The sequence below is a fragment of the Actinomadura rubrisoli genome (assembly GCF_004349215.1).
In the GTDB taxonomy this organism is placed as follows: domain Bacteria; phylum Actinomycetota; class Actinomycetes; order Streptosporangiales; family Streptosporangiaceae; genus Spirillospora; species Spirillospora rubrisoli.
Genome location: NZ_SMKU01000044.1, coordinates 1 through 25,441 on the forward strand (window position 1 = coordinate 1; position 25,441 = coordinate 25,441).

Consider the following 25,441-nt stretch of genomic DNA (forward strand, 5'->3'; position numbering starts at 1 on the left):
GCTCAAGACGTCGAAGCCGGTGGACATCCGGCTCGACGCCAAGAAGTTCCACTACCCGGAGATGTCGATCGTCGCCGTCAACGCGCGGACCATCGCCTACGAAGTCCCCTATCCTCTGCGACCCGCAGCGCCGCGCCCACCACCAGGGTCAGGGACTGCTACGACGGGGACTGCCTGCTCAAGACGTCGAAGCCGGTGGACATCCGGCTCGACGCCAAGAAGTTCCACTACCCGGAGATGTCGATCGTCGCCGTCAACGCGCGGACCATCGCCTACGAAGTCCCCTATCCGGGGGGCGGCGGCGCCCAGCAGGTGCTGGGCCCGGGAGGGAGTTCGAGCTTCGGCTTCCGGTCCCGCCCCTCGGTGGAGGTGACGCTGGTGTCGATCAAGAAGGGCACGGCGCTGATCTCGCTCTCGCCCGGGAAGCCCTCCTGACCGTCCGGCGGCGCGCCCGGCGCTCAGTCGCCCAGGGCGCTGCGCGCGAGCCAGGCCCGGGCGGGTTCGTCGTCACCGCCGGGCCAGGACGCGACGATGACGCGCACCAGATCGCGGTACTGGTCGATCAGGTGGTCGTAGGTGAGGCCGAGCGTGCCCTCCACCTGGACGGGCAGGACGCTGGAGCGGGCGGCGCGCAGGAGCACGGCGGTGACGCGCGGGCCGGGCACGTCGAACAGGGCCATGACGGCGAGCGTGCGGTCGTCCATGGCGGCCGAGGGGTCGAAGATGAGCTCCTCCAGGGCGGCGACGACCCGGTCGTCCGGCTCGTCCCACCGGTCGAGGCAGTCCTGCGCCGCGCGGATCGCGCGCTCGCGGAGCGGCGGCGCCGAGTCGCGGCGCCGGAGCGCGGCGGCGATCAGCGGCGCGTCCTCCGGCTCGGCGAGCAGTGCCAGGACGTCCAGCGCGCTGGCGTGATCGGCGCCGCCGTGCTCCGGTGACGGCGGCCGCGCCAGGATCCGGCGGGCGATGGCGAGGACGTCGGGACGGAAGGGCTCGGCGTCCAGACCGAACCGGGTGAGGCCCTCGCCGTCGCGGAAGTGGTCGAGCGCGATGCCCACCGCCGCGGTCCGCCCGCTGTGCAGCATCGTCCGGAACGCCTGCCGGTGGGCCTCCTCGCTGGTGGGGGCGCGCAGCTCGCGGTGGGCCTGGAGCAGCCGCGGGCTCTCCGGGGCGGCCGACCGCCAGTGGATGCTGTGCGGGCCGGGGGCCAGCGCCGCGCGCACCTCGGTCGCCATGAAGACGCGCTCGTCGTCCGGCCAGGACGCGTCGAGGCGTTCGAGCAGGGCGCGGTGGGCGTAGAACCGCTCGCCGATCGACAGCGCCCACGCCGCCTCCTGCTGGAAGCGGCGGTCGTCCTCGCCGGTCGCGCGCACCAGGAGCGCGGTCACCTCGTCGCCGGGCGCCCCGCGCAGCGCGCTGAGCGCCTCGCGCCTCTCGTCGATGTCCAGCGCGTGGTCGAACGCCATCTCGCCGATCAGCGCGACCAGCCGGGGGTCGGGGGTCTCGGAGTTCGCGAGGGCGGTGCTGGCCGCGCGCAGGGCGTTGTACAGCAGCTCGCCGTCGGGGCGGCGCCGCAGGACGGCGAGGACGGCCTCGGCGTCCTCGGGGCCCGCGTCGTTCTTGAGCGCGAGCAGGGCGCTGGCGTGGTCGGCGCCCTCGAAGGCGATGGCGTCGCCGGGCCGGGGCGGGTGGCGCAGCATCTCGCGGGCGGCCTCCAGGACCTCGGCGCGGTAGGGCTCGAACGGGTTCTCCTCCCCGTGCCGGCTGGAGGCGGCGGCACGGTCGTAGAAGTCCAGCGCGGTGCCGCGCGCGGCGGTGTCGTCGCTGCGCAGTAACACCAGGAACGCCCGCTGGAAATCGTCCGGGTTCGCCGCGACGTCGGTGGCGTCGAACGCGGCCTGGAGTTCGGCGTCATCGAAGTCGCAGTTCCAGTACCAGGACTGGAATTCCCGGAGGAAGGTCGTCATGAACACGGGGGGGATTAGACCATTGGCGCGGCGCGCCCGCCACGTCAATGGTCCAATCCCTTGGTCACGGCGGTCCCTGGGTCACGAGGGCGCCGGGAAGGCGACCGGGCTGCGGTGCCCGTCCCGGTCGACGGCGCGCACGCCGAAGAAGACGTTGTCCTTGGACAGGTCGACGCGGACCTCGGTGGCGTTCCCGACGGGGATGACGTGGGTCCAGTCGGGGCTGGTGGTCTCCCGCCACACGACCTCGTATCCGGCGAGGTCGGCCTCGGGGCCCCGGGTCCAGACCAGGTCGCTGTCGTTGGTGAGCCGGTCGGTCCGGATGCGCACGCCCCTGGGCGTCCCCGGCGCCTGGGCCAGGGACCACAGCGTCGCGGCGTTCACCCGGGCGACGCGCGCGATGTAGGCGAAGTCGCAGAACTCGGGGAGATCGCCGTACTGCCTGCCGCCCTCCACGCGGACGTCCTGGTGCTGGTGGTCGAAGTCCTCGCTGGGCTCGGTGAAGCGGGCGGCGGGGTAGCCCTGTTCGAGGAAGCCGATGTGGTCCCCGCCGCGCAGGTAGCGGTCCCGCCGGTAGACGACCCGGACGCGCATGCCGGTGGCGTCGTTCTCGGCCACGGAGCGGGTGAAGCGGGCGAGCTGCCGGGAGGGCGAGTCGTTCTCGCCGCCGACCGAGCGGCGTACGTCGGCCTCGGCGGGGGTCTCGGCGGTCGGCACGCCCTCGGCGAACAGCCGCACGGTGCGGGGATCGCGCGTCCCGTCGTCCGCGGTGCTGCTGCCCACGATGTCGTTGGTGAACATCGCCCGCACGTCGGCGCCCGCGGACTTGTACTGCTTGGCCATGTACCGGGCGCCGTACAGCCCCTGCTCCTCGCCGGCCACGGCGGTGAAGACGATGGTGGCCTCGGGCCGCCGGGTGGCCATCACCCTGGCGAGTTCCATGACGACCGCCACGCCCGAGGCGTCGTCGTCGGCGCCGGGCGCGTCCGCGGTGGCGTTCATGACGTCGGTGACGCGGGAGTCGTAGTGCCCGGACACCACGTAGATCCGGTCGGGGGCGGCGGAGCCGCGCAGCGTCGCGACGACATTGGTGATCCGCGTCGGGGCGGGAATGCGCGGGGCGGGCTCCTGGACGTAGGACTGGAGCTCCACGGTCATGCGCCCTTCGGACGCCTCGGCGTACCGCCGCAACTCCGCGAGGATCCAGTCCCGGGCGGCGCCGATGCCGCGGCGCGGGTCGTCCTGGCTGGAGAGGGTGTGCCTGGTCCCGAAGCCGACGAGCGTGCGGACGGTCGCCTCGATGCGCTGCCGGTCGATGTCGCGCAGCAGCGCCCGCAGCTCCGCGTCGGGCGGCTGTCCCGCGACGGGCCGGCCCGGGCCGAGCGGTTCGCGCGCTTGCGCGGCGCGCCCGTGCAGCGCGACGCCGCCGGCGACGGCGGCCGTCGAGACGGACAGGAAGACCCTGCGGCTTGCCGAGGCGGGAGGCTGTTTTCTCGTCACGAGTCGGGTCTATGCGGGCGACCGGCCCGTGTCCAGGGGCGAACGCTGCCAGTGATCGGGGCCTCCGGGTGTCGACAATTGGCTCCGCGTCGTCCGGAACCACGCCGCCCGACCCGTTCGCCCCGCCGGGAGAACGGCCCTCAACGCCGCGAAGGGCTCGTCACCGGGAACGATGACGAGCCGTTTCGCGCGGTCAGCTGCTGACCGCCTTCTTATAGAGGCGGGTCGACAGGGGGACGAACACCACCAGGATCACCGCGATCCACAGCAGCGAGGCCGTGACCGCGTGCTGGATCGGCCATGCGTCGGAGGTCTTCATGGCGGTGCTGGTGTTGCCGAACAGCTCGCGTGCGGCCTGGGTGAAGGTGGAGACGGGGTTCCATTCCGCGACGACCCGCAGCGGGGCGGGCAGCTTGGAGCTGTCGATGAAGGCGTTGGAGATGAACACCAGCGGGAACGACACCATGGTCGCGATGTTGTTGAAGCTCTCCGGGGTGCGCAGGGCCAGCGCGACGGTCGCGGTCACCCAGGAGAACGCGTAGGAGAACAGCAGCAGCAGCCCGAAGCCCAGGGCGACCTCCCAGGGCGTGGTGTGCACCCGCCAGCCGACGATCAGTCCCATCCCCGCCATCACGAACAGGCTGCTGAGGTTCATCAGCAGGTCGCTGACGGTCTGGCCGATCAGGACCGCCGAGGGTGCCATGGGCAGCGAGCGGAACCGGTCGAAGATGCCCTTCTGCAGGTCCAGGGTCAGCGAGTAGCCGGTGACCTGCCCGCTCATGATCACTGCCTGGACGAAGATGCCGGGGAGCAGGAACTCCTTGTAGGACATGCCGGGCACGTCGATGACGCTGCCGAAGACGTAGGCGAACAGCAGCACGAACACGATCGGGAACATGATCGCCGCGCCCAGCAGGTCCGGGGACCGCTTGATCTTGATGGTGTTGCGCTTGGCGATCGTGAACCCGTCGGCGATCGGCATGGTGAGGGCGTTCATCGGGCGGTCTCCTTCTCCGGAGCGGTCTGGTCGGTGCCGGGCACCTCGTGCCCGGTCAAGGTGAGGTAGACGTCGTCCATGGTCGGGCGCCGCATCCCGGCGTCCCGCACGGTGATCCCCTGGCCGGCCAGGCGGCCCAGGGCCTCGCGGAGCGCCTCCGGGCCGTTGGCGACCGGGACGGTGACCCGCAGCGACTCCGGGTCGGTCTGCATGGCCCCGACGGCGAACCACGCCAGCGTCTCCTGGGCGGTCGCCAGTTCCCCGCGGTCGGTCACGGTCAGCTCGATGCGGTTGCCGCCGACCTGGTCCTTGAGCTCGTCGGCGGTGCCGTGGGCGATCGGGCGGCCGTGGTCGACCACCATGACCTGGTCGGCCAGGCGGTCGGCCTCCTCCATGTACTGGGTGGTGAGCAGCAGGGTGCTGCCGCCCTTGACCAGCTCGGAGATGACGTCCCACAGCTGCGTCCGGGCACGGGGGTCCAGGCCGGTGGTGGGCTCGTCCAGGAACAGCACCGGCGGGTCGGCGACCAGCGCGCCGGCCAGGTCGATGCGGCGGCGCATCCCGCCGGAATAGCCCTTCACCGGCCGGTCGGCGGCGTCGACGAGGTCGAAACGTTCGATCAGCTCGCGGGCGCGGGCCTTGCTGCGCTTGCCGCCCAGGTGGTACAGCCGTCCGACCATCTCCAGGTTCTCGGCACCGGTGAGGTGCTCGTCGACGGCGGCGTACTGCCCGGACAGCCCGATGTACGACCGCAGCCGCCGGGCCTCCTTGACAACGTCGCATCCGGCGACCACGGCGCGCCCGGCGTCCGGGGTCAGCAGCGTGGTCAGCACCCGCACCGTCGTCGTCTTGCCCGCGCCGTTCGGGCCGAGCAGGGCGAGCACGCTCCCTTGCGGGACCGACAGGCTCATCCCGTCCAGGGCCGTCACCTTGCCGTACTTCTTGACCAGTCCCTCGGCCACAATCGCGTTGGTCATGGGGGGCTCCTCGCTTCGTTCGGTGGGTCAGGAACGGTGGACTTCGATGTCCCCGTAGTTGGTGTGCGCGTGCACCTCGACGGTCGCCTCGGACTTGTCGGGGGTCTGCCCGGCGGCCAGGTCGTGGCGCACCAGGCCGTGCTTGGAGTGCAGGTCGAGCCAGGTGGCGGTCCCCGCGGCGATCCCGATGCGCGCCTTGCCGTAGCCGGTCTCCAGGCGGGCCGCGCCGCGCACCACCTCGCCGACCCGGACCCGGCCGTAGGCGCTCTTGGCGGTGATGTCGGCCAGCGCGCGGCCGACGGTGATGTCGCCGGTGGCGGCGTTCAGCCGCAGGTCGCCGGTCGCCTCGCCGACGGAGATGTCGCCGTTGGAGGAGGTGACCGTGCCGGTGCCCTCGACGGCCCCGATCCGGACCGCGCCGTTGGCGGCGCCGACGTCGGCGGACCCGGCCGCCCGTGTCACCGAGATGTCGCCGTTGTCGGCCTTCAGGTCCACCCGGCCGGTCTCCTCCAACCGGATGTCGCCGTTCGAGCTGTGGACGACGGCCTCGCCGAGCCGGCCGGTGGCGAGGACGTCCGCCGCGCCCCTGGCGCCGATGCGGGACCCGGCCGGCAGCTCGACGGTGACCTCGATCGAGCCGCGCCAGTTGAGCAGGGAGACGAGGCCCTTGCTCCGGGGACCCCTCACGAGCAGGCGGCCGCCGGTGAACCCGACCTCGGTCCGCTCGGCGGCCTGCACGCTCGCCTCGGCGGACGGGTCGCCCGGGCGCACCTCCACCACGGTGTCGGCGCGGTCGCTCGCGTGGATCCGGATCCGGCCGGTGAAGATGTCGATGTCGGCGGTGATCGGGTCGGGCGTGTCGAAAGCGGGCATGGCGGAACTCTCCTTGTCGGTCCGGGGGAAGCGTCCCGGTCACGGGCCGGGCGATGAGAGGTGGTGGGGCCGGGCGCCGCTACTGCGCCCGGCCGGCGTAGCCCCGCCCGTTGCGCGGGGCCTGCGGCCGTCCGGCGCGGCGGCTCGCGGCCCCGGGGTCGAGCGCGGTGGAGACCGAGCGCACCAGCCAGGCGTTGACCGAGACGCCCTGGCGGCCGGCCGCCTCCTCGGCGCGCAGCTTGAGGTGCTCGGGGAGGCGCAGCGTGATCCGTGCGGTGCCGCCCTCGTCGGCCGCCGGCGGCGGCGCGGACGGCAGGTCGCCCTCCGGACCGCCCTCGGCCCCGTCCCCGGGGGACGGGGCGGACGATGACGTCGCAGGTGGCGTCGGTGGTGGCGTCACCACGAACGCCGGATCTCCGCCGCGCAGCCGCATGTCGACCGATCCCGGCGCGAGATCGCGGGTGATCTCGTCGGCGGCGGCGGACAGCGCTTCGAGCAGAGTGAGCCGGGTGGCCGATTCCAGCGGCCAGGTGAGCCGCTGGGCCAGCGCGCGGGCGTCCGGGTCGCCGGCCTCGGCGGCGTCCACGAGCTCGCGGCGAAGGTGGTCGACATACGGCGTCAGGTCCATGCCTTCACTATGACGTCACGGTGACGTCATGTCAAGCGGCGGCATGGTGTCATGTGCCGCAGGCTGATGTCTGTCCCCGCCTCGTCGCGCCGCCGGGACCGCCCCGGGCCTACTGGACGGGCGTTCGGGCCCGGCCGCGTTAGGACGGCGTTAAGCCCGTCAGCGGGCGCGCTAAGGACCCGTCAAGGGGGCTGATAGCGGCCCTAATACGGCGATTGACTCCCTATCGAGCCCCGAAAGCAACGGGGCCGATGTGGTGCGTGAGGAGGCCCGTGATGGGACGCCTGGAATCGGCCGCCTGGCCGCTCGCTGCCGGCGTGCTGTGCGCGTTCGTCCTCGCGGTCGTGCTGAAGGGCGCGGCCTGGCAGGTCGCGTTCGCCGCGGTCGCGGCGTCGGTGGCCGGGTGGGCGCTGTCGGCGTCGCCCGCCGTGGGCGCCGCGCTGGGCCTGGCGGCCTGGGCGTTCGTGACCGGGTTCGACGTCGGGAAGTCCGGCGAGCTGTCGTTCGCCGGCGATGACCTCGTCCGGGCCGTAGTCCTGCTCACGTTGGGTATGGCCACGGGTGCGGTCGGTAGCCGGACGGCCGGGCGCGCCGGACGCCGGCCGGCCGGTCCGGCGGCCGCCGACCAGCGGCTCGCGCCCGAGGAGCACGGCTCTGGAAAGCACCGCATGCCGGACCTCACCGATGGTCCGGGCCGCCGTCCGGTGCCCTTGCCGCATCCGGTGCCGCCGCAGCGGGACCGGCGGGCGGGACGGTCATCCGGCCGGGCGCCGGCCCGGACCATCGGCAACTCCCAGCAAAGGAATCAACCGTGAGTGACGTGGCCTTCGTCCTGCTGACAGTGGCGGTATTCGTCCTGCTCGGCCTGCTGGTGAAGGGCGTGGAGAAGCTGTGACCGCGGAGAACGCAGTCGGGCTCGCCCTGGCCCTGCTCCTGGTCGTGTTCTTGATCGCCGCCCTCTTGTTCCCGGAGCGCTTCTAGATGAGTACGACCGTCGCGGGGATCCTGTTCATCGGATCCCTGATCATCGCCCTCGCCGTGGTGTACCGGCCGCTGGGCGACTACATGCACCGCGTCTACAGCGGTGGCAAGCACTCGCGCGCGGAACGCGTCATCTACCGGCTGATCGGCGCCGACCCCGGGACCGAGCAGTCCTGGGGCACCTACGCCCGCAGCGCGCTGGCCTTCTCGGTGGCCGGAATCCTGTTCCTGTACGCGCTGCAACGGCTCCAGGACCACCTCCTGCTGAGCCTGGGGTTCGCCCCGGTCAAGCCCGACCAGGCGTGGAACACCGCGGTCAGCTTCGTCACCAACACCAACTGGCAGTCGTACTCGGGCGAGTCGACGATGGGCCACCTGGTGCAGATGGCGGGCCTGGCGGTGCAGAACTTCGTGTCCGCCGCCGTCGGCATGGCCGTGGCGATCGCGCTGGTGCGCGGCTTCGTCCGCAGGCGGACGGACCGGCTCGGCAACTTCTGGGCGGACCTCGTCCGGGGCTCGCTGCGGATCCTGCTGCCCATCGCGTTCGTCGGCGCCCTCCTGCTGGTCGCGGGCGGGGCCGTGCAGAACCTCAGCGACGGCCACGAGATCACCACCGTCACCGGGACGGGGCAGACGATCACCGGGGGACCGGTCGCCAGCCAGGAGGTCATCAAGGAGCTCGGGACCAACGGCGGCGGCTTCTACAACGCCAACTCCGCCCACCCGTTCGAGAACCCGGCCGTGTGGACGAACTGGCTGGAGATCTTCCTGATCCTGGTCATCCCGTTCGCGCTGTGCCGCACGTTCGGGCGGATGGTCGGGCAGAACCGGCAGGGCTACGCGGTCGCCGGCGTGATGGCGACGATCGCGATCGCGAGCGTGGCGCTGACGAACGCGTTCCAGCTCATGCACCACGGGACCGTCCCGGTCGCGGCGGGCGCCTCGATGGAGGGCGTGGAGACCCGGTTCGGGGTGGCGAACTCGGCGACGTTCGCGGCGGCCACCACGCTGACCTCGACCGGTGCCGTCGACTCCTTCCACGACTCCTACACGAGCCTGGGCGGGATGATGACGATGGCGAACATGATGCTCGGCGAGGTCGCGCCGGGCGGCGTCGGGTCGGGCCTGTACGGGATGCTCGTCCTGGCGATCATCACGGTGTTCGTGGCCGGGCTGATGGTCGGCCGCACCCCCGAGTACCTCGGCAAGAAGATCGGCTCCCGCGAGATCAAGTTCGCGGCGATGTACTTCCTGGTGACGCCGATCCTGGTGCTGGTGGGCACCGGGGTGTCGATGGCGACCGACGACGGCCGGGCCGGGCCGCTCAACGGCGGCGCGCACGGGCTGTCGGAGGTGCTGTACGCCTTCACGTCCGCGTCCAACAACAACGGGTCGGCGTTCGCGGGGATCACCGTCAACACGGTGTACTACGACACCGCCCTCGGGCTCTGCATGGCCCTGGGGCGCTTCGTACCGATGATCCTCGTGCTGGCGCTGGCCGGGTCGCTGGCCCGCCAGGGGCACACGCCCGCCTCGGAGGGCACGCTGCCCACGCACCGGCCGCAGTTCGTCGGCATGGTCACCGGCGTGACGGTCATCCTCGTCGCGCTCACCTTCCTCCCCGCACTCGCGCTCGGACCGCTCGCCGAAGGACTCCACTGATGACGACACAGACCATGGAACCGGCGCCCGCCTCCGCGGAGCCGCCGGCCCCGAAGGGCGGCGGCAAGGTCTCCGGCGGCCTGCTGGATCCCGGGCAGCTGGTCCGGTCGCTGCCGGACGCGGTCCGCAAGCTCGATCCGCGGAGCCTGTGGCGCAACCCCGTCATGCTGATCGTCGAGGTCGGCGCGGTGTGGACCACGGTGCTGGCCGCCCTCGACCCGAGCGTGTTCGCGTGGCTGATCACCGTGTGGCTGTGGCTGACCGTGGTGTTCGCCAACCTGGCCGAGGCGGTCGCCGAGGGACGCGGCAAGGCGCAGGCGGACGCGCTGCGCCGCGCCAAGACCGACGCGGTCGCGCGCCGCCTGGCCGACTGGGCGGCGGGCCGCACGGGCCTGCGCGAGGAGCGGGTCCCCGCGCCGGAGCTGCGGCAGGGCGACCACGTGGTCGTCGAGGCCGGGGAGATCATCCCGGGCGACGGCGACGTGGTCGAGGGCATCGCCAGCGTGGACGAGTCGGCGATCACCGGCGAGTCCGCGCCGGTCATCCGGGAGTCGGGCGGCGACCGCTCGGCGGTCACCGGCGGCACGAAGGTGCTCTCGGACCGGATCGTCGTGAAGATCACCCAGAGGCCGGGCGAATCGTTCATCGACCGGATGATCGCGCTGGTGGAGGGGGCGAACCGGCAGAAGACGCCGAACGAGATCGCCCTGAACATCCTGCTCGCCGCGCTCACGGTCATCTTCCTGCTCGCGGTCGCGACCCTCCAGCCGATGGCGATCTACTCCAAGGCCAACAACCCGGGCGTCGCCGACTCCCTGGCCCTGGACGCCCACGGCGTCACCGGCGTCGTGCTGGTGTCGCTGCTGGTGTGCCTGATCCCGACGACGATCGGGGCGCTGCTGTCGGCGATCGGCATCGCGGGCATGGACCGGCTCGTCCAGCGCAACGTCCTGGCGATGAGCGGGCGCGCGGTCGAGGCCGCCGGCGACGTCAACACGCTGCTGCTGGACAAGACCGGCACCATCACGCTGGGCAACCGGCAGGCCGCCGAGTTCACGCCGGTGGACGGCGTGGGCGAGGACGAGCTGGCCGACGCCGCGCAGATGTCCAGCCTCGCGGACGAGACGCCCGAGGGCCGCTCGGTGGTGGTGCTCGCCAAGCAGCGCTACGGCCTGCGCGAGCGCACCCCCGGCGAGCTCACCCACGCGACCTGGGTGCCGTTCACGGCGCAGACCAGGATGAGCGGCGTGGACCTGGAGGAGCCCGGCGCCGGACGGCCGGTCCGGATGCTCCGCAAGGGCGCCGCGAGCGCGGTCGCCGACTGGGTCCGCGAGCACGGCGGCACGGTGCCGCCCGAGCTCGGCCGGGCCGTGGACGGCATCTCCGCGTCCGGCGGCACCCCGCTGGTGGTGGGGGAGGGGAGCGGCGGCACGGCTCGCGTGCTCGGCGTCATCCACCTCAAGGACGTGGTGAAGGAGGGGATGCGGGAGCGGTTCGCCGAGATGCGGCGGATGGGCATCCGCACGGTGATGATCACCGGGGACAACCCGCTGACCGCGCGGGCGATCGCCGACGAGGCCGGGGTGGACGACTTCCTCGCCGAGGCCAAGCCCGAGGACAAGCTCGCCCTGATCAAGCGGGAGCAGGACGGCGGACGGCTCGTCGCGATGACCGGGGACGGCACCAACGACGCCCCGGCCCTCGCCCAGGCGGACGTCGGCGTCGCGATGAACACCGGGACCTCGGCCGCCAAGGAGGCCGGGAACATGGTGGACCTCGACTCCGACCCGACCAAGCTCATCGAGATCGTGGAGATCGGCAAGCAACTGCTCATCACCCGCGGCGCCCTGACCACGTTCTCGATCGCCAACGACATCGCCAAGTACTTCGCGATCATCCCCGCGATGTTCGTGGCGCTGTTCCCCGGGCTGGACACGCTCAACGTCATGCGGCTGCACAGCCCGCAGTCGGCGATCCTGTCCGCGGTGATCTTCAACGCGCTGGTGATCATCGCGCTGATCCCGCTGGCCCTGCGCGGCGTCCGCTACCGGCCGAGCAGCGCCGCCAAGCTGCTGTCGCGCAACCTCTACGTCTACGGCCTGGGCGGGATCATCGCCCCGTTCGCCGGCATCAAGATCATCGACCTTTTCATTCAATTCCTTCCGGGGATGTCCTGATATGTTCCTGCCCACCTGGATCCGGCAGCACCTGGCCGCGCTGCGCGCGCTGCTCGTCCTCACCGTCGTGCTCGGCCTCATCTACCCGCTCGCGGTCCTCGGGGTCGCCCAGATCCCCGGCCTCAAGGACAAGGCGGACGGATCGCTGGTCAAGGCCGGCGGCAGGACCGTCGGCAGCGCCCTCATCGGCCAGTCGTTCACCGGGAAGGACGGCGCCCCGCTCAAGCAGTACTTCCAGGGCCGCCCGTCCAACGCCGGAGACGGCTACGACCCGACCGCCACCAGCGCGAGCAACCTCGGGCCCGAGGACGTCACCGACACCCTGCCCGACCCCCGGCTCGTCGCGGCGGGCAAGGAGGACGAGAACGCCGTCCAGAGCCTGCTCACGCAGGTCTGCGAGCGCAGCAGGACCGTCGGCGAGCTCGAAGGCGTGGACGGCTCGCGCCCGTTCTGCGCGCCGAGCGGCGTCGGCGCCGTCCTGGCGGTCTTCGGCGACCGCACCACCGGCGGCACCGTCCCGCACCCGACCCGCGTCGTCAGCGTCAACGAGCAGGAGGGCGTGGTGAAGGCGCCGTTCATCGCCACCTACAAGGGCGTGCGCGTGGAACTGGCGAGGTTCGGCGAGGACTACGCCAAGGGCCTCACCGTGCCGGTCAAGGGCGACGCGCCCGCCGAGCCCGCCGTCCCGCCCGACGCCGTCACCGCCAGCGGCAGCGGCCTGGACCCGCAGATCTCCCCCGCGTACGCGGCGATCCAGGTCAAGCGGGTCGCCCAGGCGCGCGGCGTCCCGGCCGGGGACGTGGAGCGGCTGGTGAAGTCGAACAAGGACGGGCGCGGTCTCGGGTTCCTCGGCGAGCCCAGGATCAACGTCCTGAAACTGAACACCGCCCTGGACCGTCGGTTCCCGTTCCGCGGCTGACCTGCGAGGAGACGTGATGGGGCGCGGCCGGCTGCGCATCTACCTCGGAGCGGCGCCCGGGGTCGGCAAGACCTACGCGATGCTCGGCGAGGGCGCCCGGCGCCAGGCGCGCGGCACGGACGTGGTCGTGGGGTTCGTGGAGACCCACGGCCGCGTCCGCACCGCCGAGCTGCTCGAAGGGCTGGAGGTCGTGCCGCGCCGGACGATGTCCTACCGCGGCACCGCCTTCACCGAGCTCGACGTGGACGGTGTGATCGCCCGGCGCCCCCAGGTCGCGCTGATCGACGAGCTGGCGCACACCAACGTCCCCGGCACGCGCAACGCCAAGCGCTGGCAGGACGTCGAGGAGATCCTGGACGCGGGCATCGACGTCGTCTCCACCGTCAACGTCCAGCACCTGGACTCGGTCAACGACGTCGTCGAGCGGATCACCGGCGTGCCCCAGCGCGAGACGGTGCCGGACGAGGTGGTCCGCCGCGCCGACCAGGTCGAGCTGGTCGACATGACCCCGGAGGCGCTGCGCCGCCGGATGGCGCACGGCAACGTCTACGCCCCCGAGAAGATCGACGCCGCGCTCGGCAACTACTTCCGCGTCGGCAACCTCACCGCGCTGCGGGAGCTGGCGCTGCTCTGGCTGGCCGACAAGGTCGACGACCAGCTCGACCGGTACCGCGCCGACCACGACATCCGCGGCACCTGGGAGGCGCGCGAGCGCGTCGTCGTCGCGCTGACCGGCGGGCCCGAGGGCGACACCCTCATCCGGCGCGCGGCCCGGATCGCCGACCGCACCAAGGGCACCGACCTGCTGGCCGTCCACGTCTCCCGCAGCGACGGCCTCACCGGCGCCGACCCCGCCAACCTGACCCGGCAGCGCGCCCTTGCCGAGAGCCTGGGCGGCAGCTACCACCAGGTCGTGGGGACGAACGTGCCCGACGCGCTGCTGGACTTCGCGCGCGGCGTCAACGCCACCCAGCTCGTCCTGGGCGCGTCCCGCCGCGGCCGCTTCGCGCAGCTGTTCTCGCGCGGGGTCGGCGTCACCACCACGGCCCAGTCCGGGCCGATCGACGTGCACCTGGTCACCCACGAGGAGACCAGCCAGGGCCGCCGGTGGAAGGCGCTCCGCTCCGTCTGGGGCGTCCCCGCCGAGCGGCGGACCGCCGGGTTCCTGGCCGCCGCGCTCGGCCTGCCGCTGCTGACGCTCCTGCTGGACCAGATGCGCGACCAGGTGTCGCTCACCAGCGACATCCTGCTCTTCCAGGCGGCGGTCGTCGGCGTGGCGCTGCTCGGCGGGCTCTACCCGGCGCTGTTCGCGGCGATCGGCGGCTCCCTGCTGCTGAACTACTACTTCACCCCACCCGTCGGCACGTTCACCGTGCAGCGGCCGGAGGCGCTCCTCCAGCTCGTGGTGTACGTCGTGGTGGGCATCACGGTCAGCACGATCGTCGACATCACCGCGCGCCGGGGCCGCGAGGCCGCGCGCGCCCGCGCCGACGCCGAGGCGCTGTCCACCCTCGCGGGCGACATCCTGCGCGGCGAGCACGGGACGGCGGCCGGGAGCGGGTACAGCACGCTGGCCGGGATCCTGGAGCGGCTGCGGGAGACCTACGCGCTGACCACCGTCACGCTCCTGGAACGCGACCCCGAGGCGCCGGTCACCCCGGGCACCCTCCGCGACCCGGACTCCTGGATCATCGTCGCGACCGTCGGCGGCGCGCCCTGCCTCAGCCCCGACGCGGGCGAGTCGGACGTCCTCATCGACGACGGCGCGCTGGCCCTGGTGCTGCGCGGCCGGACGCTCCCGGCGTCCGACCGGCGGGTGCTGGAGGCGTTCGCCGCCCAGGCCGCCGTCGCGCTGCGCCACCAGCGGCTGGCCGAGACCGCCCGCCAGGTCCGTCCGCTGGAGGCCGTCGACAAGATGCGCACCGCGCTGCTGAGCGCCGTCAGCCACGACCTGCGCACGCCGCTGGCCTCCGCCAAGGCCGCCGTCGACAGCCTGCGCAGCCCCGACGTCACCTGGAGCGTCCAGGACCAGGACGAGCTGGCCGCCACCGCCGCCGAGTCCCTCGCCCAGCTCGACCGCCTGGTCGCGAACCTGCTGGACATGAGCCGCCTGCAGGCCGGATCGCTGGGCATCTCGCTGCGGACGGTCGCCGCCGAGGACATCGTCCCCCGGGCGATCGAGGACGCCGATCACGCCGCCGTGGAGATCCGCGTGCCGGACGGGCTGCCGGAGATGGTCGCCGACCCGGCCCTGCTGGAACGGGTCCTCGCCAACCTCATCACCAACGCCGTCCGCTTCAACCCGCCGGGGGCTCCTGTGCTCGTCACCGCCAGCGCGCACGCCGACCGTCTCGAACTCCGCGTCATCGACCGCGGCCCCGGCATCCCGGCCGCCGACCGCGACCGCGTCTTCGAGCCCTTCCAGCGGCTCGGCGACCGCGACAACCACACCGGGGTCGGCCTCGGCCTGGCCCTGGCCCGCGGCCTCGCCGAGGCCATGGACGGCACCATCACCCCCGAGGAGACCCCCGGCGGCGGGCTCACCATGGTCCTCACCATGCCCATCCGGCGCTCCGGCCTCAGGGCGGAGCTCGGCCCGGTGCCCCCGGCCGGAGCAGCGCCCCCCGAGGCCGGGACGGCGCCGCCCGCGCCCGAGCCCCCCGCGGCCGGAGCAGCGCCTCCCGAGGCCGGGCCGGTGCCGGACGACGGGCTCGCCGACCCGGTCATCATCGACCGCGTCGCCGCCTGGCGGGACAGGATCGGCCAGGGCCATGAACGCCCGGGGCCGGGCGAGCCGGAGCCCGGCGCCGGGCGCGAACGGGGCGCGCGGCCATGACGCGCGTGCTCGTGGTGGACGACTCGCCGCAGATCCTGGCCACCCTCCGGCTCAACCTGCGCGCCCGCCACTACGACGTCAGGGTCGCCGCCGACGGCGGGCGCGCCCTGGCCGGCGCCGCCGACTGGCACCCCGACCTGGTCATCCTGGACCTCGGCCTGCCCGACCTGGACGGCGTGGACGTCATCCGGGGCCTGCGCGGCTGGACCCAGATCCCGATCATCGTGCTGTCCGGGCGCGCCGGCAGCAAGGACAAGGTCGACGCGCTGGACGCCGGCGCCGACGACTACGTCACCAAGCCCTTCGGCGTCGACGAGCTGCTCGCCCGCATCCGCGCGATCACCCGGCGGGCGCCCGCCGACGAGATCGCGCCGCTCGTCCGGCTGGGCGACCACGCGGTGGACCTGTCCCGCAAGACCGTCACCGGGCCCGGGGGCCGGCGGAACCACCTGACCCCGACCGAATGGGCCCTTCTGGAGATCCTGCTGCGCAGCCCGGGGAAGCTGATCTCCCAGCGCAGGCTCCTCAGCGAGGTCTGGGGTCCCGCCTACCTCAAGGAGACCCACTACCTGAGGGTCTACATGGCCACGCTGCGCCGCAAGCTGGAGCGCGACCCGTCCCGTCCCCGCCATCTGATCACCGAGCCCGGCATGGGCTACCGCTTCGAGCCCTGACACCGGCGCCATGGTGAGCTGGACCGCGACGGGGGCACGTGCGCGCCTCCGGTGGCGGCGAGATTTCGTAGAACGTTGCCGTTCACCGGCGCTGGACACGCCGGGCCCGTGTCCCTACTATAAAGCGGATTTCACGAAAATACGTGGAATGTATTCAGTGCCGTAGGGAGCTCGTTGCCATGCCGTCTCCGGCCGAAGAGAATGTCGGCATCGTCCGCCGGTTCTTTGAACTGCTGCACCAGAAGGACATGGACGCCTGGGGAGAATTGTGGGCAGATGACAGCCGTATCCTCATCTTCTACCCGCCCGAGGGATTCGACAACATCATTGAGGGAAAGGAGGACATCCTCTCTGCCTTCCAGGGGCTGTTCGCCGGTTACGACGCCTTCGAAACCGAGTTGACCGGCATCTACCCGGCGGCGGACTCCGACGCCGTCTGCGTCGAGTACAAGAACCGCGCCACGCTGCGAGACGGCACCGGATATTCCAATGACAACATCGCGGTCTTTCGTTTCCGCGACGGGCTGATCACCAAATACCACGACTATTTCGACCCGCGGCGATTCCAGGCCGTGGCCGACGCGCTGGGGTAACGGCCGGGCGTCCGCGCGCCTCCCGATGCCGGGCCGGGCACCCGCTGTCCTTTGTCCGCGCCGGCTCACCGGCAGCGCCGGACCCAGGAGCATTCGAGCGGCGGTGCGGCCGTGCGCAGTTCCCGGACCGCGGCGGATGACCCGCCGGCCAGCCGCACGGCGATCTCGTCCTCGATGTCCTTGGGCGCCGGACCCCGGTGGCCGTTGAGCACCACCGAGAAGATCATCCTTCGCCCGGACGGGTCCCTGACGTAGCCCGACAGGGCCGTGACGCCGGTCAGCGTGCCGGTCTTGGCGTGGACGTTGCCCGCCGCCGGAGTGCCCCGCATCCGTCCGGCCAGGGTGCCGCCGACGAGGCGGTCCGGGTCGCCGGCGACCGGCAGCGCGGCATACCAGGCGGGGAACCAGCGGGCGCTCTGCGCGCGCCCGAGCACGGTGCTGACGTCCTGGGCGGTCGTGCGGTTGAGGCGCGACAGCCCCGAGCCGTCGGCCATCTCCAGCCGCCCGGCGGGGACGCCCTGGGCGCGGACGTACCTCTCGACCACCGGCAGCCCCGCCTCCCAGCTGCCCGTGCCCTCCTCCTCCCGCCCGATCGCCTTGACCAGGACCTCGGCGATCATGTTGTTGCTCAGCTTGAGGAACGGGACCGTCAGCCGCGACAGTGGCATGGAGGAGCGCGCGGCGATCCGCGCGGCGCCCTTGGGCGTCGTCCCGCGCCCGGTCGTGCCCGCGACCCGGACGCCGTGCGCCCGCAGCGCCCGCCGGAAGACGTCCGCCGCGTACAGCGCGGGCTCCTCGACCGTGCGCAGGACGGTGAGGGGCGCGGCGCCCTCCGGATGCGAGCCGCTCACCACGAGGGTGTTGGCGCCCGCCGCCCGGTCGACGGCCAGCGTGGAGGACGAGCCGCGCCGTCCCGTGACCGCCCTGTTGTCGATCTTGACGACGCCGGTGGCGGGGGCGAGCGCGACCCGGACGGGGCCGCCCGCGGCGCCCGGGGCCACCGACACGCTGACCGAGCCCGCGTCGAACACCTCGTTCGGGGAGACGGTCAGCGCGGAGGTCTGCGCGGCGTAGGAGTACTGCAGATCGGCCGGGTCCCAGTGCGGCGGGGTGCGGACGGCGTCGAACCAGCCGTCGTCGGCGACCAGGTCGCCCTCGACCCGCCTGACGCCCCGCGCCGCGACCCGCGCGGCGAGCCGGTCGTAGTCGTCGGCGCGCGTCGTCGGGTCGCCGGTGCCCCGCAGGTACAGGTTCCCCTTGACGGACGGGCCCGAGATCCGCCCGGCGTGCACGCTCGTCCGGAACCGGTACCCCGCTCCCAGCAGCGACAGCGCCGCGCCCGAGGTGTAGATCTTCTGGTTCGACGCGGGCAGCGCCGCCTGGACGGCGCCGCGCGCGTAGCGGACCGCGCCGGTCCGGGCGTCGCGCACCACGGCGCCGACCGTGGCGCCGTGGAGACGTCCGTCGGCGAGGATGGCGTCGAGATCGGTGCGCAGGTCGCCCGGCGCGGCGGTCGCGGGCGCGGTGCCCGCCACCCCCGCATGCGCGGCCGGTGCGGTCAGCAGCACCGCCCCGGCGAACAGGACGGACGAGACCCACGTCAGTGGTCCATGCATGTGGCAGCAGCGTAGGGCACCGGACAGGCCGGGTCCCGGACCCGCGCGGACACGCTACGGCCGCTCCACCGGGGGCAGCGTGCTCAGGGTCGCCTCGTACTCTTCGGCCAGGCCGCGGACGATCTCGGCCGCCGGGAGGATCGCGTCGATCAGGCCGGCCGACTGGCCCGCCTCGACCTTGCCCCGGGCGACGTCGCCGTCGAGGGCGGCCATGCGCAGGCTCGACCCGGCGAACTCGGCGCGGCGCAGTTCCAGGCCGGCGGCGGTGCGCTCCAGTTCGGCCATCCTCTCGGCGAACTCGTTCGCCAGCAGCCGGATCAGCCCGATCTGGTGGCCGACCGTCCGGGTGTCGCCGACGCCGGCCGCGAGGACGGCCTTCTTGTACGCCGGGTGCAGGTTCGACTCGGCGCTGGCGATGAACCGCGTGCCGAACTGCGCCGCGCCCGCGCCCAGGGCGAGGGCGGCGGCCAGCCCCGCCCCGTCGGCGAAGCCGCCGGAGGCGATGATCGGCGTCCCGGGCGTCTGCCGGGCCACGGCCCTGACCATGACCAGGGTGGAGACCAGGCCCGCCGGCGGGTGGCCGCCCGCCTCCGCCCCGACGACGACGAGGCCGTCCACGCCGGCCTCGACGGCCTTGGCCGCGTGCTCCTCGCTCGCCACGACGTGCAGGCACACGGTCCCGCGCTCCTGGAAGCGCCGCAGGTAGCGGCGCGGGCCGCCCTGCGAGGCGATCAGCACCGGGATCCGCCGGGCGCACAGCGCGTCCATGACCTCGTCGGCCCCCTTGCGGTACAGGGGGAGGTTCACCGCGTACGGCCGGTCGGTGCCGGCCTCGACCTCGTCGATGGCGCGTTCCAGGTCGGGCAGGCGCATGGGCCCGGCCGCGATCACACCGAGGCCCCCGGCCGCCGACACCGCGAGCGGCAGCGCCGAGCAGGAGGACGCCCACGACATGCCGGCCTGGATCACCGGCAGGTCGATGCCGAGCAGCCGGGTGACGGACGTGCCGATCCTCATGGGGCCTCCGCCGATTCCAGCAGCCGCCGCGCGTGCTCGGCCAGGTGCCGCTTCTGCACCTTGGAGCTCGCCGTCATGCCGATCTCCTCGAAGCCGGCGACCACGCGCAGGTGGCGCGGCGCCTTGAAGCGGGCCAGGCGCCCGCTCGCCCATGCGAGGATCTCCTCCGGGTCGGCCTCGCAGCCCTCGGTGAGGACGACGAAGGCGAACGGGACCTCGATCAGCCGGGCGTCGGGCACGCCGACCACCGCGGCCTGCCGGACCTTCGGGTGGTCGATCAGCACGTCCTCGACCTCGGCGGGGGCGACGTTCTCCCCGCCGACGCGGATGATGTCCTTGGCCCGGCCGACGAACTCCAGGCGGCCGTCCGGGCCGAGGCGGCCGAGGTCGCCGGTGGACAGCCAGCCGTCGGGCGACAGCGCCTTCGCCGTCTCCTCGGGCATGGCGAAGTAGCCGCGCATGACGTTCCAGCCGCGGACCAGGATCTCCCCGGCCTCGCCGGGCGGGACGTCGAGCCCGGTCTCGGGGGCGCGGATCCGCACCTCGACCCCCGGCTCGGGGAGCATCCGGCCGGAGGCGCGCACGTCCTCCGGCTCCCACCAGGCCGACTGCGCCACGTTGGGGGACGCCTCGGACAGCCCGTACCCCACGACGCACTCGGCGGCGCCCAGCTCGTCGATGGCCCGCCGGACGATCGCGGGCGACGCGGCCAGCCACGCGCCGCGCAGCCGCAGCCGCCGCCGGGACAGGTCGGGATGGTCCAGCAGCATCAGCGCGATCGTGTCGTTGCCGGAGAAGTGCGTGCAGCGCTCCTCCTCCATCAGCCGCAGCGCCTCGCCCGCCTCGAACCGGTCCATGGTCACCAGTGTGGCCGTGTGCTGGAGGCAGGCCAGCACGGACAGCGTGCTGCCCGCCGCGTGGAAGAACGGCCGCGCGCTGTGGAACCGGTCGCCGGCCCGCAGCCCGAGCCGCGCGCCCGAGAAGAACGCGTCGGCGCACATGCTCCGGTGGGTCAGCAGCACGCCCTTCGGGTAGGACGTGGTGCCCGAGGTGTACTGGATCAGCAGCACGTCGTCGGGGGAGGAGCACGGCGGGACGGGCGGCGACGGCTCGGCCAGGAACGCCGTCCAGGACCGGGCGGCGGCCGGGACGTCCTCGCCCAGCACCACCACCTCCCGCAGGTCGGGCAGCGCCGGGTCGGGCAGCGAGGCGTCGGCGCCGGGGCAGATCTGCCGCAGCATGGCGATGAAGTCGACGTTGAGGAACCGGTCGGCGGTGAACAGCAGCGAGGCCCGGGACTGCCGGAGCACGTAGGCGATCTCGTCCGCGCGGAGCCGGGTGTTGACCGGCACCGTCACGGCGCCGAGCGAGCCGATGGCCACGAACAGCGCGACCCACCGCGGGCCGTTGCCGAGGCAGACCGCGACGTGGTCGCCCCTGCGGACGCCTGCGGCGGAGAGCGCGGCGCGGACGGCGGCGACCTCGGCGTCCAGTTCGGCGTAGGTGATGTCGCCCTGCCGGGAGACGACGGCCTGGACGTCCGCGCCCACGGCGGCGGCCCGCCGCAGCGCGGCGTCGGCGGTGAGGGGGCAGAGCCCGGTCAGGTTCATCGTTCCGCTCCGTTCTCCCGCGCCCGCGCGCCGCCGTCGGCGAAGGCCCGCACGCCGTCGCGCCAGCCGCCGTCGGCGAGGGAGCGCTCGATCGCGGCCATCTCGATCCGGATCCCGTTGGCCAGGTCGGTCTCCGAGCCCAGGTCGATCGCCTGCTTGGTCAGCGCGATCGCCGGGCCGGGCGCGCCCGCGATCGTCGCCGCGAGGCGCTCCCCGGCCGCGACGAGCTCGGCGGCGGGGACGGTCCGCGCGACCAGGCCCACCGCGAACGCCTCCTCGACCCCCATCGTCCTGGAGGTGAACAGCATCTCCTTGGCGCGGCGCTTGCCGATGACGCGCTGCAGCCGCTGCGTCGCGCCGACCGTGCCCCAGTGCGGCTCGGGGAACCGGAAGGACGCGTCGTCGGCGGCCACGACGAAGTCGCAGGACATGGCGATCTCCCCGCCCGACCCCACCACCGGCCCCTGCACGAGGGCGACCACGGGCTTGGCGCACCGCTCGATGGCCTCGTAGGCGGCGAAGGAGGCCAGCCGGCGCGAGCGCACCCACGCCTCGTCGCGGTCCTTGCGCTCCTGGAGGTCCGCGCCCGCGCAGAACGCGGGGCCGTTCGCGCGCAGCAGGACCACGCGGACGCCGGGGTCGGCGTCCAGCCGGACGAACGCCTCGCGGAGCCCGTGGCACATCGGGAGGTTGAGCGCGTTGCGCACGGCCGGCCTGTTCAGCACGACATGCGCGATGTCGCCGGTCGTGCTCACCAGCACGGGTTCTTCGTCCACGGCTAGATCGTCCCTTCGTCGCGAAGCCGGGAGATCTCCGCCTCTCCCAGGCCCAGCAGGTCGGTGAGCACGGCGTCGGTGTCGGAGCCGAGCAGCGGCGGGGCGGTGGGCTCCGGCCGGTCGTACCCGTCGATGCGCACCGGGGTGCGCAGGGCGGGGAACCGGCCCTCGCGGGGATGGTCGAAGTGCCCGACCATCCCGCGTCCGACGGTGTTGGGGTCGGCGAGGGCCTCGCGGACCGAGTTCACCTCGCCGGCCGGCACCCCGGCCGCCCGCAGTTCCTCGGCCAGCGCGTCCCTGGGCCGTGCGGCGATGGCCGCGGCGAGCGCGGAGGTCACCCGCTCCCGCTGGGCGAGGCGCCCGGCGTTGGCGGCCAGGTCCGGGTCGGCGGCCAGCTCGTCCAGGCCGAGCACCGCGCACAGCGGCCGCCAGTGCTGGTCGCTGCCGCTGATGTGCAGCCAGCGGCCGTCCGCGCACTCGAACGCGGCCGAGGGCACCCGGCCCGGATGCGCGGTGCCGGTGCGCACCGGGTCCTCGTCGAGGGCGAACAGCCGGGCGGCGGCCAGCGCCAGCAGGCTCACCTGGACGTCCATCATCGCCAGGTCGACGTGGCCGCCGCGCCCGGTGGAGGTCCGCCCGGCGAGCCCGGCCAGCGCGGCGATCGCGATCCACAGCCCGGAGCTGAGGTCGGCGACGGGGACGCCGGCCTTGGCGGGCGGCGTGCCGGGGTGCCCGGTGAGGTCCATGACGCCCGACAGCGCCTGGAAGACGGTGTCGTAGCCCTTGCGCTCGGCGTACGGGCCGGTCTGGCCGAACCCGGTGCTGGACACGTAGACCAGCCCCGGGTTCTCCTCCGCCAGCGCCGCGTAGCCCAGCCCGCGCTTGTCCATCCAGCCGGGAAGGAAGTTCTCCACCAGGACGTCGGCGCGCCGGGCCAGCCCGCGGGCGATCTCCTGCCCGCGCTCGGTCGCCAGGTTGAGCGTCACCGACCGCTTCCCGCGGTTGAAGGCGAAGAAGTACGCGCTCTCGCCGCCGGGCAGCCGGGGCTCGAACCATCGCGACTCGTCGCCGCCCCCCGGTCGCTCGATCTTGATCACGTCCGCGCCGAGCTCGGCGAGGATCTGGGTGGCCATCGGCCCGGCGAGCACCCGCGAGAAGTCCACCACCGTGACGCCGTCCAGCGGCCTCACGCCCCGGCTCCCCGGAACCCCCGCATGATCGCGTTGACGTCCCCGCCGGCCCGCATCGCCTCCGCGAAGGGCAGGTCGGCGACCCGGTGGAACAGGCCCTTGGCGGCGGCCATCGCGCGCGGGTTCACCTCGGCCCAGCCGGACGCGATCTCCAGGGCGGCCGCGAGCTCGGCGCCGGGCTCGACGACCCGGTTGGCGAGGCCGTGCGCGGCCAACTCCGCGGCGTCCAGCATGCGGCCGGTGCTGATCAGTTCGAACGCCAGCTTGCGGCCGAGGTGGCGCTGGAGCCCGGTCATCACGATCGCGGGGACGAGCGAGTGCCGCAGCTCGGGGTAGCCGAACCTGACGTCGGTCGCGGCGACCACCATGTCGCAGCCGATGGCGAGGCCGGCCCCGCCGCCCATGGCGGCGCCCCGGACGGCGGAGACGATCGGCTTGGTGAGCTCCTGCGGCAGCATCTGGGTGCGCATCGTCAGCTCCGCGCGCCGGGTGACCGCCTCCTGGTTCGCGGGCGTCAGCCCGGCGAACTCCTTGAGGTCGGCCCCGGCGCAGAACGCCCGCCCGGCGCCGTGGAGCACGACCGCGCGGACGGCGCCGTCGGCGTCGGCGGCCCGCAGCGCGTCCAGCAGGGCGGTGGTGAGCTCGGTGTTCAGCGCGTTGAGCTTGTCCGGGCGGTTCATCCGCAGCACGCGCACCGCGCCGTGGTCCTCGGTGATCAGGACGGCCCGGCCCGCGTCCGCGGCGGCCGGCGCGCCCCCGTTCCCGCCGGGCGGTGCGCTCGTGGCGAGCGGGTCGTGCTCAGGCATCCTGGAACTCCTTCCGGCCGGCCGGGCCGAAGCCGGCGCGGGCGACCATGCTGTAGAGCGTGCGGCCGAGCGCCTGCTCGCACCGCCGCGAGGCCGCCATGAGCTTGTCGAGGTCGAGCCCGGTGTCCACGCCCTCGGACTCCAGCAGGTTCACCAGGTCCTCGGTGCTGACGTTCCCGGTCAGGCCCTCGCCGTACTGGATCTGCGCGGGATGGCCGCCGACCCCGCCGAGGGAGCTGTCGAAGTCGCGGCACCCGGACTCCAGCGCCGCGACGCAGTTGGCGAGGCCCGAACCGCGCGTGTTGTGGAAGTGCGCGACGATCGGGAGGCCGGGCCGCGCCGCCGAGACGCGCCCGAACATGTCCTTGACGGCGCTCGGCGTGGCCAGGCCGGTGGTGTCGCCCAGCGTCACCATGTCCACGCCGAGCTCGGCGAACCGGGCCACGTCCTCGACGACCACGCCGGGGTCGACCCTGCCCTCGAAGGGGCAGCCGAACGCGACCGACACCACCCCGACCAGCCGGAACCGCCCGGCGGCGAGCCGGACCATCGCGGCGACGGCCTCCCACTGGCGCTCGCGCGTCGTCCGCATGTTGCGCTCGGTGTGCGATTCGGTCGCCGAGACCAGCAGGCTGAGCTCGTCGGCGCCGTGCCCGGCGTCGAGGTCGGCGAGGGCGCGCTCGACGGCGCGCGGGTTGGGGCACGTCGCCTTGTACGCCACGCCGTCGCGGCGGGGGAGCCCGGCCAGGACGTCGCTCGCGTCGCGGAACGCCGGAACCCGCTGGGGATGGCTGTAGCTGGTCGCCTCGATGCGGGCGAAGCCGGCGTCGGCGAACGCGCCGAGCAGGGAGATCTTGGTTTCCGCCGGGACCTCGGTCTCCTCGTGCTGGAGTCCGTCGCGGGCGAAGCATTCGCAGATAGTGACTCGGTCGGTCATGCGCGGCCGCCTCCTGGGGTGTGTCGCCACACGGGTCGTCACTGCAGGAATACAGGGCCGGTGTTGATGATGTCAACAGAGCGGGTGACCGCCGGTCAGTGCTCGGTCCGCTCCAGCGCCCGTCCGACGGCGGCCAGCTTGCGCAGGGCCGAGTCGAGAACTTCCTGCTCAAGCGGGGTGAGGCAGGCGAGGAAGGCGTTGTTGCGGTCGTTGGCGGCGGAGATGAGCCCGCGGCAGAGCGACTTCCCCGACCGGGTCAGGCTGAGCTGCGTGCTGCGGCCCGGGCCCGGCTCGCGCTCCACCAGCCCGCGCTCGGTCAGCTTGGTCACCACCCGGCTCATCTGGGCCTTGTCGAGGCCGGCCAGCCGGGCGAGCTGGTTGACCGTCTGTGGCTCGTCCGCTCCCAGGAGCGCTATCGTTCGCCATTCGTGCAGGCTGACATCGAACTCGCGGCGATAGCGGAGGGCGGCGCTGCGGGACAGGGCGTTGGCCACCCGATGGAGCCGGTAGGACAGCAGCTCCCTGATCGGAAGGAGCGCCGTCGATTCGGCGGCCGGATCTGCCGAGCGCGCTGGATGAGCGTTCATGCGCCCACTGTAAAGCCCGTGGACGGATCCGCGGAAGGGTGTTGACAAATACAACACTTGGTTCTCAGACTGCTGACCAGTACCGATCACGGTCGGCGTATCGCAGATCACGAGGAGGGCC

23 protein-coding genes are annotated in these 25,441 nt (G+C 73.2%); 9 read left to right on the top strand and 14 right to left on the bottom strand.

What is annotated here, in order from left to right:
• The first annotated feature begins 195 nt into the window (after positions 1 to 195).
• A complete protein-coding gene (locus tag E1298_RS11750) occupies positions 196 to 435 on the top strand; it encodes a hypothetical protein (RefSeq protein ID WP_131892286.1) in 240 nt (79 codons plus the stop codon).
• Positions 436 to 458: 23 nt separating this feature from the next.
• On the opposite strand, the gene E1298_RS11755 is transcribed toward E1298_RS11750, so the two are convergent.
• The 6 genes from E1298_RS11755 to E1298_RS11780 form a co-directional block, all read right to left on the bottom strand.
• On the bottom strand, positions 459 to 1,964 hold the full coding sequence (locus E1298_RS11755; RefSeq protein ID WP_165975425.1) for a hypothetical protein: 1,506 nt from the start codon (positions 1,962 to 1,964) through the stop codon (positions 459 to 461).
• 81 nt (positions 1,965 to 2,045) lie between these two features.
• Entirely contained in the window at positions 2,046 to 3,464 is a 1,419-nt protein-coding gene (locus E1298_RS11760) for a M28 family metallopeptidase (RefSeq protein WP_165975426.1), read from the bottom strand.
• A gap of 193 nt (positions 3,465 to 3,657) precedes the next feature.
• Entirely contained in the window at positions 3,658 to 4,461 is an 804-nt protein-coding gene (locus tag E1298_RS11765; protein WP_131892290.1) for an ABC transporter permease, read from the bottom strand.
• Positions 4,458 to 5,438 (bottom strand): ATP-binding cassette domain-containing protein, encoded by a 981-nt coding sequence (locus E1298_RS11770; RefSeq protein ID WP_131892292.1) that lies wholly within the window; start codon positions 5,436 to 5,438, stop codon positions 4,458 to 4,460. Before E1298_RS11770 ends, E1298_RS11765 begins: the two co-directional genes overlap by 4 nt.
• A gap of 27 nt (positions 5,439 to 5,465) precedes the next feature.
• Positions 5,466 to 6,311: a DUF4097 family beta strand repeat-containing protein gene (locus E1298_RS11775; RefSeq protein ID WP_131892294.1), complete on the bottom strand. Its 846-nt coding sequence runs from the start codon at positions 6,309 to 6,311 to the stop codon at positions 5,466 to 5,468.
• A 79-nt stretch (positions 6,312 to 6,390) separates the two neighbouring features.
• The gene (locus tag E1298_RS11780; protein WP_131892296.1) at positions 6,391 to 6,939 is read right to left on the bottom strand and encodes a toxin-antitoxin system HicB family antitoxin; all 549 of its coding nucleotides are present in this window, start codon (positions 6,937 to 6,939) and stop codon (positions 6,391 to 6,393) included.
• A 275-nt stretch (positions 6,940 to 7,214) separates the two neighbouring features.
• Here E1298_RS11780 and E1298_RS11785 point away from each other — a divergent pair, with 275 nt between their 5' ends.
• The 8 genes from E1298_RS11785 to E1298_RS11820 all read left to right on the top strand — a co-directional run bounded on the left by E1298_RS11785 (position 7,215) and on the right by E1298_RS11820 (position 16,781).
• Positions 7,215 to 7,754 (top strand): hypothetical protein, encoded by a 540-nt coding sequence (locus tag E1298_RS11785; RefSeq protein WP_131892298.1) that lies wholly within the window; start codon positions 7,215 to 7,217, stop codon positions 7,752 to 7,754.
• Positions 7,755 to 7,830: 76 nt separating this feature from the next.
• On the top strand, positions 7,831 to 7,920 hold the full coding sequence (gene kdpF / locus E1298_RS11790) for a K(+)-transporting ATPase subunit F (protein WP_131892300.1): 90 nt from the start codon (positions 7,831 to 7,833) through the stop codon (positions 7,918 to 7,920).
• The gene (gene kdpA, locus E1298_RS11795) at positions 7,921 to 9,582 is read left to right on the top strand and encodes a potassium-transporting ATPase subunit KdpA (RefSeq protein ID WP_131892302.1); all 1,662 of its coding nucleotides are present in this window, start codon (positions 7,921 to 7,923) and stop codon (positions 9,580 to 9,582) included.
• Complete coding sequence (gene kdpB, locus E1298_RS11800; protein WP_207944573.1) at positions 9,582 to 11,759, top strand: potassium-transporting ATPase subunit KdpB; 2,178 nt, start codon at positions 9,582 to 9,584, stop codon at positions 11,757 to 11,759. The genes kdpA and kdpB overlap by 1 nt, the downstream gene beginning before the upstream one ends.
• A 1-nt stretch (position 11,760) precedes the next feature.
• Positions 11,761 to 12,678 (top strand): potassium-transporting ATPase subunit C, encoded by a 918-nt coding sequence (locus tag E1298_RS11805; RefSeq protein ID WP_131892304.1) that lies wholly within the window; start codon positions 11,761 to 11,763, stop codon positions 12,676 to 12,678.
• 16 nt (positions 12,679 to 12,694) lie between these two features.
• Positions 12,695 to 15,514, top strand: coding sequence for a sensor histidine kinase (locus E1298_RS11810; RefSeq protein WP_131892305.1), 2,820 nt, complete (start codon positions 12,695 to 12,697; stop codon positions 15,512 to 15,514).
• On the top strand, positions 15,511 to 16,188 hold the full coding sequence (locus E1298_RS11815) for a response regulator (RefSeq protein ID WP_131892307.1): 678 nt from the start codon (positions 15,511 to 15,513) through the stop codon (positions 16,186 to 16,188). The genes E1298_RS11810 and E1298_RS11815 overlap by 4 nt, the downstream gene beginning before the upstream one ends.
• Before the next feature lie 179 nt (positions 16,189 to 16,367).
• Positions 16,368 to 16,781: a nuclear transport factor 2 family protein gene (locus E1298_RS11820; protein ID WP_131892309.1), complete on the top strand. Its 414-nt coding sequence runs from the start codon at positions 16,368 to 16,370 to the stop codon at positions 16,779 to 16,781.
• Between the two features lie 65 nt (positions 16,782 to 16,846).
• Here the strand turns inward: E1298_RS11820 and dacB are convergent, their stop codons facing one another.
• The 8 genes from dacB to E1298_RS11860 form a co-directional block, all read right to left on the bottom strand.
• The gene (gene dacB / locus E1298_RS11825) at positions 16,847 to 18,397 is read right to left on the bottom strand and encodes a D-alanyl-D-alanine carboxypeptidase/D-alanyl-D-alanine endopeptidase (RefSeq protein WP_131892311.1); all 1,551 of its coding nucleotides are present in this window, start codon (positions 18,395 to 18,397) and stop codon (positions 16,847 to 16,849) included.
• 54 nt (positions 18,398 to 18,451) lie between these two features.
• The gene (locus E1298_RS11830) at positions 18,452 to 19,414 is read right to left on the bottom strand and encodes an NAD(P)H-dependent flavin oxidoreductase (RefSeq protein WP_131892313.1); all 963 of its coding nucleotides are present in this window, start codon (positions 19,412 to 19,414) and stop codon (positions 18,452 to 18,454) included.
• Entirely contained in the window at positions 19,411 to 21,024 is a 1,614-nt protein-coding gene (locus E1298_RS11835; protein ID WP_131892315.1) for an AMP-binding protein, read from the bottom strand. The genes E1298_RS11830 and E1298_RS11835 overlap by 4 nt, the downstream gene beginning before the upstream one ends.
• On the bottom strand, positions 21,021 to 21,800 hold the full coding sequence (locus E1298_RS11840; RefSeq protein WP_131892317.1) for an enoyl-CoA hydratase/isomerase family protein: 780 nt from the start codon (positions 21,798 to 21,800) through the stop codon (positions 21,021 to 21,023). The genes E1298_RS11835 and E1298_RS11840 overlap by 4 nt, the downstream gene beginning before the upstream one ends.
• Before the next feature lie 2 nt (positions 21,801 to 21,802).
• Complete coding sequence (locus E1298_RS11845; protein ID WP_131892319.1) at positions 21,803 to 22,990, bottom strand: CaiB/BaiF CoA transferase family protein; 1,188 nt, start codon at positions 22,988 to 22,990, stop codon at positions 21,803 to 21,805.
• Entirely contained in the window at positions 22,987 to 23,796 is an 810-nt protein-coding gene (locus E1298_RS11850) for an enoyl-CoA hydratase/isomerase family protein (protein WP_131892321.1), read from the bottom strand. The genes E1298_RS11845 and E1298_RS11850 overlap by 4 nt, the downstream gene beginning before the upstream one ends.
• Positions 23,789 to 24,733: a hydroxymethylglutaryl-CoA lyase gene (locus E1298_RS11855; RefSeq protein ID WP_131892323.1), complete on the bottom strand. Its 945-nt coding sequence runs from the start codon at positions 24,731 to 24,733 to the stop codon at positions 23,789 to 23,791. Before E1298_RS11855 ends, E1298_RS11850 begins: the two co-directional genes overlap by 8 nt.
• 95 nt (positions 24,734 to 24,828) lie before the next feature.
• Positions 24,829 to 25,320, bottom strand: coding sequence for a MarR family winged helix-turn-helix transcriptional regulator (locus E1298_RS11860; RefSeq protein ID WP_131892325.1), 492 nt, complete (start codon positions 25,318 to 25,320; stop codon positions 24,829 to 24,831).
• Between the last annotated feature and the right edge of the window lie 121 nt (positions 25,321 to 25,441).